At 71.8% G+C, this 12371-nt stretch carries 6 protein-coding genes and 1 pseudogene; 5 read left to right on the forward strand and 2 right to left on the reverse strand.

Annotation, left to right across the window (positions count from 1 at the left end):
* Positions 1-235 precede the first annotated feature (235 nt).
* Together ABZ848_RS21005 and ABZ848_RS21010 are read left to right on the forward strand one after the other, a co-directional pair.
* A pseudogene (locus tag ABZ848_RS21005) lies at positions 236-1108 on the forward strand (chitinase); the annotation flags it as partial.
* A 151-nt stretch (positions 1109-1259) separates the two neighbouring features.
* A complete protein-coding gene (locus tag ABZ848_RS21010; protein ID WP_360833855.1) occupies positions 1260-2990 on the forward strand; it encodes a phospholipid carrier-dependent glycosyltransferase in 1731 nt (576 codons plus the stop codon).
* A 13-nt stretch (positions 2991-3003) separates the two neighbouring features.
* On the opposite strand, the gene ABZ848_RS21015 is transcribed toward ABZ848_RS21010, so the two are convergent.
* Both ABZ848_RS21015 and ABZ848_RS21020 read right to left on the reverse strand, forming a co-directional pair.
* Positions 3004-3636 (reverse strand): N-acetyltransferase, encoded by a 633-nt coding sequence (locus ABZ848_RS21015; RefSeq protein WP_360833857.1) that lies wholly within the window; start codon positions 3634-3636, stop codon positions 3004-3006.
* A 100-nt stretch (positions 3637-3736) separates the two neighbouring features.
* Positions 3737-5158, reverse strand: a complete 1422-nt coding sequence (locus tag ABZ848_RS21020; protein WP_360833859.1) for a cytochrome P450 — start codon at positions 5156-5158, stop codon at positions 3737-3739.
* Between the two features lie 199 nt (positions 5159-5357).
* Here ABZ848_RS21020 and ABZ848_RS21025 point away from each other — a divergent pair, with 199 nt between their 5' ends.
* The 3 genes from ABZ848_RS21025 (at position 5358) to ABZ848_RS21035 (ending at position 12268) form a co-directional block, all read left to right on the forward strand.
* On the forward strand, positions 5358-7904 hold the full coding sequence (locus ABZ848_RS21025; protein ID WP_360833861.1) for a SpoIIE family protein phosphatase: 2547 nt from the start codon (positions 5358-5360) through the stop codon (positions 7902-7904).
* 579 nt (positions 7905-8483) lie between these two features.
* A complete protein-coding gene (locus ABZ848_RS21030) occupies positions 8484-11288 on the forward strand; it encodes a SpoIIE family protein phosphatase (RefSeq protein ID WP_360833863.1) in 2805 nt (934 codons plus the stop codon).
* Positions 11289-11422: 134 nt separating this feature from the next.
* A complete protein-coding gene (locus ABZ848_RS21035; RefSeq protein WP_360833865.1) occupies positions 11423-12268 on the forward strand; it encodes a chitosanase in 846 nt (281 codons plus the stop codon).
* The last annotated feature ends 103 nt before the right edge of the window (positions 12269-12371 follow it).

A 12371-nucleotide genomic window follows, 5' to 3' on the forward strand; every position in this document is an offset into this window, starting at 1 on the left:
GTTCAGACCTTTAGGTTCCCGGACGCACGGCTTCACGAGCTCGACCGAGATTCACTCACGTGAACTCGCTTTGTGGTGCCACCCCCCACCGTCCGCCGCCTGCGAAAGGCTGTGAACCCACCTCATGAGAGCCCAACCCCCCACGCCCCGCGCCCTGTTGCGCGGCGGTCTCGCCGCAGCCCTGCTCACCCTGCCCGCGACGTTCCTCGCCGCCCCGGCCGCCGACGCCGCCGCGTCCGCACCGATGGCCGTCGCGCCGTACCTCTACAACGGCTGGGGCAGCCCGCCGAGCCCGACCACCATCACGAACGCGACCGGCGTCAAGTGGTTCACGCTCGCCTTCGTGCTCAGCAACGGGCACTGCAATCCCCAGTGGGACGGCTCCCGGCCCCTGACCGGCGGCGTCGACCAACGGACCGTCAACACCGTCCGCACCAACGGCGGTGACGTCATCCCCTCCTTCGGCGGCTACAGCGGCAACAAGCTGGAGAGTTCCTGCTCCAACGCCAACGAACTGGCGAGCGCCTACCAGAAGGTGATCAACGCGTACGGCCTCAAGGCGATCGACATCGACATCGAGGCCGACGCCTACAGCAGCGCCACCGTCCAGAAGCGCACGGTCGACGCGCTGAAGACGGTGAAGGCCAACAACCCCGGGCTGAAGGTGTACATCACCATCGGCACCGACCAGAGCGGCCCGGACACCAGCCTCATCAAGCGCGCGGCCTCCTCCGGCCTCTCCGTCGACGCGTGGGCCATCATGCCGTTCGACTTCGGCGGCGCCGGCAAGAACATGGGCACGCTCACCAAGCAGGCCGCCGAGGGCCTGAAGTCCGCGCTCAAGAGCGCCTACGGCTACAGCGACGACCAGGCCTACCGGGACATGGGCATATCGTCGATGAACGGCATCACCGACGACAACGAGAAGGTGACGGTCGCCGACTTCCGCACCATCCTCGGCTACGCCCAGCAGCACCACCTCGCCCGGCTGACCTTCTGGTCCGCGAACCGCGACCGGCCCTGCACCGGCGGCCCCGACGACAGCTGCTCCGGGGTGAGCCAACAGGCCTGGGACTACACCCGCGTCTTCGCCGGATACACCGGCTGATACACGCCATCAGGGCCCGCGCACCACTGAGCCGGTGCGCGAGAGGCCCCGACCGCTGCGAGGGTGCGGTCGGGGCCCCGCACCTGTCGTGATTCCGCCGTACCGCCTGCCGTGATCCCGGGCCCGCACTGGCGTTCCCTACGATGACCGGGTGACGAGTGACACCCCCACACGGGCCGGCGCCGACGAGGACGTCCGCCCGGCCGCGGAACCCGAGACCGCTCCCTGGGCGCAGCGCCTGCGCCGGTTCGGGTACACGCCGGCCCCACGGACCGACACGCGCGAGCGCCTGGTGCCTCCGTTCCCGCAACCGAGCACCCGGATCTGGGAGTTCCTGGGTCTCGGCCCGCGCCTCGCCGGGCGCCTCGCCGGATCCATGGCGTGGGTGGGTCCGCTCCTCGTCGCCGCGGTCGCCGGGGCGATCCGGTTCTGGCGGCTGGGGCAGCCGCACGCCCTCGTGTTCGACGAGACGTACTACGCGAAGGACGCCTGGTCGCTGCTCAAGCTCGGTTACGAGGGCACCTGGCCGGACCGGAAGATCGCCGACCCGAAGATCCTGGCCGACCCGCAGGTGATCCCGCTCTCGGACCCCGGGAGCTTCGTCGCGCATCCGCCGATGGGCAAGTGGGTGATCGCGGTCGGCGAGAGCCTCTTCGGCCTCGACCCGTTCGGCTGGCGGTTCATGACGGCCCTGCTGGGCACCTTGTCGGTGCTCATGCTGTGCCGAATAGGCCGCCGGCTGTTCCGCTCGACGCTGCTCGGCTGTCTGGCCGGGGCGCTGCTGGCGGTGGACGGCCTGCACTTCGTGATGAGCCGGACCGCGCTGCTCGACCTGGTGGTCATGTTCTTCGCGCTGGCCGCCTTCGGTTGCCTGCTCGTCGACCGGGACCGGGCCCGCGCCCGCCTCGCGGCCGCCCTGCCCGTCGGCCCGGACGGCTTCGCCCGCCCCGACCACCACACCGGCGAACACACCGGCACCGGCTGGCGCCCCTGGCGGCTCGCGGCCGGTGTCTTCCTGGGCCTGGCGGCGGCGAGCAAGTGGAACGGCCTGTACTTCCTCGTCTTCTTCACCGCCCTGACCCTGCTCTGGGACGTCGGCGCGCGCCGCGTCGCGGGGGCGTACAGCCCGTACCGGGCGGTGCTGCGCAAGGACCTGGGCTGGTCGGTCGTCTCGATGGTGCCGGTCGCCGTGCTGACGTATCTGGCGACCTGGACCGGCTGGTTCATGACCGATGACGGCTATGCCCGGCACTGGGCGGACGGCCGCGGCGGCACCTGGTCGTGGATCCCGGCCCCGCTGCGCAGCCTGTGGCACTACGAGCACGCCGTCTACGAGTTCAACATCAACCTCCACGCCTGGCACCGCTACAAGTCCAACCCGTGGAGCTGGCTCGTCCAGGGCCGCCCGGTGTCCTTCTTCTACGAGTCCCCGAAGCCCGGCCAGGAGGGCTGCCACACCAGCGTCGACTGCTCCCAGGAGATCCTCGGCCTCGGCACGCCACTGCTGTGGTGGACGGCCTGCTTCGCGCTCGCCTACCTCCTCTACCGGTGGGCGATGCGCCGCGACTGGCGCTCCGGCGCCGTCCTGTGCGCGGTGGCGGCGGGCTATCTCCCCTGGTTCAACTACCAGGACCGTACGATCTTCTCGTTCTACGCCGTCGCGTTCGTGCCGTACCTGTGTCTGGCCGTGGCCCTGCTGATCGGCGCCCTGCTGGGACCACCGGGGTCGAGCGAACGGCGCCGGCTCGCGGGAACGGCGGGCGCGGGTGTCCTCGTCCTGCTCATCATCTGGAACTTCATCTACTTCTTCCCGCTCTACACCGGCCAGACGATCCCGTACTCCGACTGGCACGCCCGGATGTGGCTGGACACCTGGATATAAGCGCCGGCGCTCGTCAGAGGGACTCCAACTCCCCTGTCGTACGGCCGAGATAGGTGACCGGACCGGGGTTCGGCACGTCGATCTCGTGGAAGCCGAGGCGGTCGTAGAAGGCCCTGGCCGGGGTGTTGGCCGTGACCATGCACAGGTGCGCGGCGGCGACACCCCGGACGTGCAGGGCGCGCAGGAACGTCCGCATCAGCTCACGGCCATGACCGCGGCCCTGCCACGCGGGGAGCAGGTCGATGTGGAGATGGGCCGGGTACGCGGCGACCTCGGGCACGATCATCCGCTCGGGGTGGTGCAGCAGCGCGATCATCTCCTCGTCCTGGGTGCTCGGCACTCCGGCGGGCTCCGGGTAGCGGTCCGCGACCAGGGGCAGCCACTTGGTCCGGAAGGCCTCGACGAAGCCCGGGGTGTCGACGGTGCCGACGATGTAGCCGACGGCCCGACCGTGCCCGTCGTCCAGCACGAAGGCCAACTCCGGTTCCAGACAGGCGTACGGCGTCGCGAAGATCGTCGGGAAGATGCCCGGGTCGGCGTAGAAGGGGCGGCTGTCCTGGCCGTTGTGCGCGGTCCGGACGCAGATGTCGTCGAGTGCCTCACGGTCCTCGGGGCGGTAGGGGCGGATGGCGGGAGACGAAGTCACACCGGCATCCTGCAACGGATGGGAGCGCTCCCACAAGAGGTCGGCACGAGGGGCCGATGCGCGGGCCCGGTCGCGTGACCGGGCCCTCGGGCATGGACAACTACCTGGATGTTGCCGGGTGTTGGGAGACGTCCGAGTGGAACTCCATGGCCAGGGCGTCGGGTTCGACCGTGATGACGGCCTGGGCACGCGGTGGCCGGGAGGTCACCTGGAACCGGGGCCAGGCCTGGAGGACGGTCGCGAGGATGATCTGGAGCTCGACCCACGCGAAGTTCTCCCCGATGCACTTGCGGCGGCCGTCGCCGAAGGCGAGGAAGGAGCCTCGGGTGCCCGCGGCGCCGCCCGTCTCCCAGCGGTCGGGGTCGAAGCTGTCCGGGTCGGGGAAGAGAGCGGAGTCGTGCTGGTGCAGATAGGGGCTCCACATGACATCGGCGCCCTCGGGTATGAGGTGCCCGCCGAGGACGACGTCGCGGGCGGCGGTCCGCGTCACCATCCAGAGCACCCCGTACTTCCTGATGGCCTCCTGCAGGACCCGTCGGGCGTACGGGAGCCGGTCGATGTCGTCGTGGCGCAGCGGCCGGTCCCCGCACACCGAGGCCAGTTCCTCGCGCAGGCGTCGTTCCACGGCGGGGTTGCGGGCGATCTCGTACAGCGCCCAGGCGAGGGTGGTGCCGGTGGTCTCGATCGAGCCGGCCAGGAGGGTGATGGTCTCGTCCTGGAGCTGCCGGCGGCCGAGTTGGTCCTCGGCGCCGATCAGAGTCTCGAACAAACCTTTCTGCTGCTGGTGCGCCTGGGATGCGTGCGGGCATGCCTCGGCGTCGGCCGCCGCGGCGGATCCGGGTGCGGCGGCGTCGACGCGATGGTCGATGGCCTGGTCGATGAGGGCGCGCAGGCGGGCGACTCGGTCGGCGTGCGCGCGGTTGGCGGGCAGCGGCAGTCGCGTGATCCAGGGCGGGAGAATGACCTGCCGAATCGTTCCTTTCATGATGTCGGGCATCAGGGCGGTGAACTCGCCCTCCAGGTGAGCGGGCAGGTCCGCGCCGAACACGGCGACGAGGAACGCGGCGAGGGTGATGCCGTTCATGTCGGCGAGCACGTCGCGCGGTTCGCCCGCGGTCCAGGCGCCGACCATCGTCCGCACCTGCTCGATCATGGCGTCACCGTGCTCGGCGATGTGCGCCTTGTTGAACATGGGCTGCATCAGCCGGCGGTTGCGCAGATGGGTGTCGCCGTCGGCGACGGTCGCGATTCCGTCGCCGAGGAAGACCCGCAGCGCGTCGTTGTACTTGCCGCCCTTGGTGAAGTGGGCGGCGTCGGTCACCAGGACACGCCGGGTCAGTGCGGGGTCGGTGACCACGTAGGCAGGGGTGGGGCCGATGCGGATGCGCACGACACTGCCGTACTCACGAAGCGACTTGAAGAACGCCAGCGGGTCGCGGGCGAGGCGGAGTCCGTGTCCGATCAGCGGGAGTCCGCCGGGGACCGTGGGGGTGGGGATGGCTGCCGTGGTGGGGGCGCTCATCACGCGATCACTCCTCGTGGGGCGGGATCAAACCCCCGGATGCATGCCCATGACAGTCAACGCCGATGCACCGGGGCGGTGATCTCTGCGTCACACAGGTCCCTCCGCTGTCTCTGTCCGCCCAGGTGCGCCGCAGGCCCGTCGTGGCGCATTCTTGCTGTGTCGCCCGCTGGACGGCGCACGGACGAGGTAGGACCGGATGACGCGGAGCGCGGAGGAAGCACACCGGACGCCCGGGCAGCTGGCCGCGTTGCTGATCGACGCCGCGACGGAGGCGATCGACCTGGCCGGCGGCCACGCGGGAGGGGTCTATCTGCGCTCCGGCACGCCCGGACTGCTGCGGCTGGCCGTGCTCGCCGGGCTGCCGGGTCCCCTCTTCCGGCCCTGGTGGCGGATGCACGTGGACCGCCCGTTCCCGGTGGCCGACGCCTACCGGCTCGGCGTGCAGGTGGTGCTGCCGAACGCCACGGAGACGATGCGGCGCTATCCCCAGTTCGCGGCCGGGCTGCCGTTCCAGTTCGGCTCGCTGTACGTGCCGGTCGTGGGCGGTTCGACGACGTACGGCGTACTGACCGTGCTGCGTCCCTCGGCCACGGACGCCGCCGAGCTGCTCCAGCACCGCGACCGCCTGGTCCGGCAGGCCGAGGACCTCGGCGCGGCCCTGCGCCGCCTGGAGGACCGCGACAGTCCGCAGGTCTCCTGGGACGGCGAACCGGTCTGCGTACGGCCGCCGGGCGCCCGTCCGCCCGTCGGGCGCGCCGGGGGTTTCGCCTGGGATCCGGTGACGGACGTGGTGACCGTCGACGAGCGGCTGCCGGCTCTGCTGGGCCTGCCCGCCGAGACGTTCGGCGCCTCCGTGCAGGCGCTCGCCGAGGCGGTGGCCCCGGGAGAGACGCAGCGGGTGCTGGCCGCGCTGCGGGAGACGGCCGCGGGCCGCCCGCCGGCGCTGCCCCTGTACGTGCGGGACGGGGACGGCGCGCTGCGCCTGGTGGAGCTGTGGAGCCCGTACGCCCCGCCCGCCAGGCGGGGCACGGTGCCGGGCGCGCACCCGGTCCGGGGCTCGGTCGTCGACCCGGGCCCCGGCGCGGCGGCCGACGCGGCGGCGGACCTGCTGCCCGAGGGGGTCCTGTGCGTGGACCGGCTGGGGCTGATCCTCTACGCCAATCCGCGCGCCGGACAGCTGCTGCGCCGCCCGCGGGCCGAGCTGCTCGGCCGGTCCCTGTGGGACGGCGTGCCCTGGCTGAACCAGCCGAACTGCGAGGACCATCTGCGCAGCGCGCTGCTGTCCCCTGAGCCGGTGAGCTTCCATGTCGGGCTGCCCGCGGCCGACGGGGAGCCGACCGACACGCCGCCGTACGAAGGCACCTGGCTCGATGTGCACTTCTATCCCGGCTCGGACGTCCTGACCTGCACGTTCAGTCCGGCGAGTCCCGTGGCGGACGCCGCCGCCGAGCTGGCGCCCGAGCCCGAACCGGAGGTGGCGGGCAAGCCGGCCACGCCCGGTGTGCCGTCGATGGCGCCGCTCTACCGGCCGATCGTGCTGGCCATCGCGCTGACCGAGGCGGTCACGGCTCGGCAGGTGTCGGCCGTGGTGATGCGGGAGCTGCTGCCCGCGTTCGGCGGCCGCCGCCTCGCCATCTACCTGCTGCAGGACCGGCACCTGAACCTGGCCTGGGAGACCGGCTTCCCCAAGGGCTTCCTCGCCCCCTTCGAGGGCGTGGGCCTGGACGCCCATCTGCCCGGCGTCGAGACCCTCACCACCGGCCGGCCGCTCTTCTTCGACTCGATGGAGCAGCTGACGGCCGCCTACCCGGGCATCGCGCTGGACGCGGCGGAGGGGGCCCGCGCCTTCCTGCCGCTGATCGCCTCCGGGCGGCCGGTCGGCTCCTGCATCCTCGGCTTCGACCGCCCGCGCACCTTCAGCACCGAGGAACGGACCGTGCTGACCGCGCTGGCCGGGCTCATCGCCCACGCCATGGAGAAGGCCCGACGGTACGAGAGCGAGGCGGCCCTCGCCCGCGGCCTCCAGCAGGCACTCCTCCCCCGCCGGCTGTCGGCCCATCCGCAGGTGGAGACCACGGGTCGCTATCTGCCCGGCACGCAGGGCATGGAGATCGGCGGGGACTGGTACGACGTCGTGGAGGCCGGGGACGGTCTCGCGCTGGTGATCGGAGACGTCCAGGGACACGGGGTGCAGGCGGCGGCCACGATGGGTCAACTGCGCAGTGCGGTACGGGCGTTCGCGCTCGGTGACCGGCCCCCCGACGAGGTGATGAGCGGCACGAACCATCTGCTCATCGACCTCGACCCCGGCCAGTTCGCGAGCTGCTGCTACATCCGCCTCGACCCGGTCTCGGGGATCGCCCGGGTGGCCCGGGCAGGCCACCTGCCGCCGCTGCTGCGCGGCCCGGACGGCCACACGGAGGTCCTCGACCTGCCCGGTGGAGTGGTCCTCGGAGTGGACCCCCAGGCCCATTACCCGGTCGCGGAGCTCCGGATCGAGCCAGGCGCCGTCCTCGCCCTCTACACCGACGGCCTCGTGGAGCGCCCCGGCATGGACATCGACGAGGGCATCACGGCCCTCCGCGTGGCCCTGGCAAAGGCAGGCGCCCCGGCGACCCGTCCCGGCCGCCGCCCCCTCGCCGGCATAGCCGACCGCCTCACAGCCACGGCCCGCCACACGGCCGACCGCCCGGACGACATCGCCCTGCTGCTGGCCACACGGCGTGTCGCACGTGGGGGGTGAAGCGGAGCCGGGCGATTCGCGGACCGGTGGAAGTCAGGGCGCCGGGTTCGACAGCTTGCCGACCTGCGGGAGCCCGCGCCGCTTCCGGCGGGTTGACGACCGGTGAGAGCCCGCGCGCCAACTCCGGCAGCTAACCAACCGGTGAGAGCTCCGGCCTCACCGCGCGTCGCCCGGACCCGGCACGTGGCCGTCACCGTGCCGACCGGTGTCCCGCTGGGCGTGCCCTTCTCCGCACCGGCCCCGCGCAGACTCGCCGCCGCCATGCCCTCACAGCCCCGACAACGCCCGGATCGCCCGACGGCGTGCCCTCACAACCCTGCCCACCCCCAGACCGCCCGACCGCATGCCCACACAGCCCTGCCCACCCCCAGACCGGCCGACCGCATGCCCACACAGCCCTGTCGACGCCCAGATTGGCCGACGGTGTGCTCACTTTGGACCGCCGCCGCGCGCACCCACCGCCAGCGTGACCCCCGCCCCAGCCGTCCCTCCCCGCCCCGCATCCCAACCCGCGGCGCGTCGTGTCACCCTCTGTGACGCCTCTCGCCTCCTGGGGCGCGGCAGTGTAGACATGGGCACATGGTCCGACTTCTGGGCCGCTCCGGGGCCGGGTCGAACCGTCGCCCCAGCGGGTCCCGTGCCGAACGCGCGCCCGACGGCGCCCGCGGAGCGCAGGGGCGGCGAACGGCGCGGACGCCGGGCGGTGCGACGGCCCGGCGGTTCACGCGCGCGGACGCAGCGGACCAGGGACGTTTCGCAGGGCTGCGGTCGGCACTGACCGGACGCAGCGTCGCCGGACAGGTGTTCGTCCTCCAGGTCGTGATCGTGCTCCTCCTGGTCGTCGCCGCCGTGGTCGCGCTCTACCTCCAGGCACGCCACGACAGCACCCAGGAGGCCCGCAACCGGTCGGTCGCCGTCGCCGAGGCCTTCGCCAACTCGCCGGGCACCCGCGACGCGCTCACCAGCCCCGACCCCACGGCGATTCTGCAGCCCCGCGCCGAGGCGGCCCGCAAGGCGACCGACGTGGACTTCATCGTCGTCATGAACACGGACGGCATCCGCTACACCCACCCCAAACCGGACCGCATCGGCAAGAAGTTCGTCGGCAACATCGCCCCCGCGCTGGCCGGGCAGACCGTCACCGAGGAGATCAACGGCACGATCGGACGCCTCGTCCAGGCCGTCGTACCGATCAAGTCGGACGACGGCAAGGTCGTGGGCCTGGTCTCCGCGGGCATCACCACCGCGAACGTCGGCGGCGCCGCCAACCGGCAGCTCCCGCTGGTCCTGCTCGCCGCCGCCGTCGGCCTCGCCCTGGCCACGGCCGGCACCGCACTGGTCAGCAGACGGCTGCTGCGCCAGACGCACGGCCTGGGCCCGCACGAGATGACCCGTATGTACGAGCACCACGACGCCGTACTGCACGCCGTCCGCGAGGGCGTGCTCATCGCCGGCGACGAGGGCCGGCTGCTCCTCGCCAACGACGAGGCGCACCGCCTGCTCGACCTGCCCGAGGACGCCGAAGGCCGGCACGTCCTGGACCTGGGCCTGCCCGCCGACACCGCCGACCTGCTGGCCTCAGGGCGCATGGCCACCGACGAGGTGCACCTGGTCAAGGACCGGCTGCTGGCCGTCAACCAGCGCCCCACGGACGCCGAGGGCGGCCCGCCCGGCAGCGTCGCCACCCTGCGCGACTCGACGGAACTGCGCGCCCTGTCCGGCCGCGCCGAGGCGGCCAGGGAACGGCTGAACATGCTGTACGACGCCGGCGTGGGCATCGGGACCAGCCTGGACGTCACCCGCACCGCGGAGGAGCTCGCGGAGATCGCCGTGCCCCGCTTCGCCGACTTCGCGAGCGTCGACCTGTTCGACGCGGTGCTCGGCGGCGGCCAGCCGGAAGCCGCGACCGTGCTGCGCCGTACCGCCGTCAGCGGGATCCGCAAGGACGCCCCGCTCTACCCGATCGGCCGGCAGATCACCTTCGTCGAGTCCTCGCCGCAGGCCCGCAGCCTCCGCTCCGGCCAGCCCGTCCTCGAACCCGACCTCGACCTGGCCCCCGGCTGGCACGCGCAGGACCTGGAGCGGACCGCGCAGGTCGTGGGGTACGGCATCCACTCGCTGATCACCGTGCCGCTGCGCGCCGGGACGCTGGTCCTGGGGGTGGTCAGCTTCTGGCGCTCCGAGGAGCCCGCGCCCTTCGACGCGGAGGAACTCGCCCTCGCCGAGGAGCTGGTGGCCCGCGCCGCGGTCTCCATCGACAACGCGCGCCGCTACACGCGCGAGCACAGCATGGCCGTCACCCTGCAGCGCAGCCTGCTCCCCCGCAGCCTGCCGGAACAGACGGCGCTGGACATCGCCTACCGCTATCTGCCGGCGCAGGCCGGGGTCGGCGGCGACTGGTTCGACGTACTGCCGCTGTCGGGCGCGCGGGTCGCGCTCGTCGTGGGCGACGTCGTCGGGCACGGACTGCACGCCGCGGCCACCATGGGACGGCTGCGTACGGCGGTGCACAACTTCTCCGCCCTCGACCTCCCGCCCGACGAACTCCTCGCCCTCCTGGACGAGTTGGTGGGCCGCATCGACCAGGACGAGACCGCCGATGACGGCAGCGCCCCGGTCACCGGCGCGACCTGTCTGTACGCGATCTACGACCCGGTGTCCCGGAGATGCTCCATCGCCCGCGCCGGCCATCCGCCGCCCGCCCTGGTCCGGCCCGACGGCGGCGTCGAGTTCCCGGAGGTCCCCGCCGGTCTCCCGCTGGGCCTGGGCGGTCTGCCCTTCGAGACGGCCGACCTCGAACTGGCCGAGGGCAGCCGGCTGGTGCTCTACACCGACGGTCTCGTCGAGGACCGTGAACGGGACATCGACGAGGGACTCGACCTCCTGCGGGGCGCCCTGGAACGCTCCGGGGACTCGCCGGAGGACACCTGCCGGGTCGTGCTCGACACCCAGCTGCCGAACAAGCCCAGCGACGACGTCGCCCTGATCGTCGCCCGCACCCGGGCGCTCGCCGCCGACCGTGTCGCCGAGTGGCAGGTCCCGCCGGACCCGGCGGCCGTGGGCGAGTTGCGCGCCTCGGTCACCCGGCGGCTGGCCGAATGGGGCCTGGACGAGCTGACGTTCACCACCGAGCTGATCCTGAGCGAGCTGGTCACCAACGCGATCCGCTACGGCGCCGACCCCATCCGCGTCCGGGTGCTGTTCGACCGCACCCTGATCTGCGAGGTCTTCGACAGCAGCAGCACCTCACCGCATCTGCGGTACGCGGCGATGACGGACGAGGGCGGCCGCGGGCTCTTCCTCGTTGCGCAGCTCACCGAGCGCTGGGGCACCCGCTACACGCCCGAGGGCAAGGTCATCTGGGCCGAGCAGCCGCTGCCCTGACCGACCGCTCTTCGTTCTTCCCTACGAAGTTTTCACGCGACGGGTGCCGTCCGTCGCCAACTTCTGATAGGAAACCTTCCTATCAGAGTGACGCACGGCCAACTCCCCACCCCCCACCTCCACTTGGAGTCCCCGTGAGGCATCCGTCCAGCGATCTGCCACGCCCCGCGCTCACCTCGCGCCGCACCGTCCTCGCGCTGCTCGGCGCATCCCTGGCAGCGGCCCCGCTGCTGCGCCCGTCGCACGCCTCCGCGGCGCCCGCCGCGGGCTGTGTCGGGCTCGACGACCCGGCGAAGAAGGAGATCGCCATGAAGCTGGTGTCGAGCGCGGAGAACTCCTCGCTCGACTGGAAGGCGCAGTACAAGTACATCGAGGACATCGGCGACGGCCGCGGCTACACCGCCGGCATCATTGGCTTCTGCTCCGGCACCGGCGACATGCTCGACCTGGTCCAGCTCTACACCGACCGCAAGCCGGGCAATGTTCTTGCCAAGTACCTGCCGGCGCTGAAGCGGGTGAACGGCTCCGACTCGCACGACGGTCTCGACCCGGACTTCCCCAAGGACTGGCGCAAGGCGGCCCAGGACTCCGCCTTCCAGCAGGCGCAGAACGACGAGCGCGACCGCGTCTACTTCAACCCGGCCGTCAAGCAGGGCAAGACGGACGGCCTCGGAACACTGGGCCAGTTCACGTACTACGACGCCATCGTCATGCACGGCGACGGAGACGACCCGACGAGCTTCCGCAACATACGCAAGCGCGCCCTGAACAAGGCCAAGCCGCCGGCCCAGGGCGGCGACGAGGTGACGTACCTGAACGCCTTCCTCGACGCGCGGGTGTGGGCGATGAAGCAGGAGGAGGCCCACAGCGACACCACCCGCGTCGACACCGAGCAGCGGGTCTTCCTGCGCAAGGGCAACCTGTGCCTGAACACCCCGCTGGACTGGAAGGTGTACGGGGACAGTTACCACATCGGCTGATCCGGAAGGTAAGCTTTCTATGGGCTCATAAAGTCGATTTATGAGCCCATAGACCGGACCCGCGTACCGACTTAGGCTTGCCTTAGCTTAGGCTTCCCGTTCG

This window comes from Streptomyces sp. NPDC047081 (assembly GCF_040643775.1).
Taxonomy (GTDB): Bacteria; Actinomycetota; Actinomycetes; order Streptomycetales; family Streptomycetaceae; genus Streptomyces.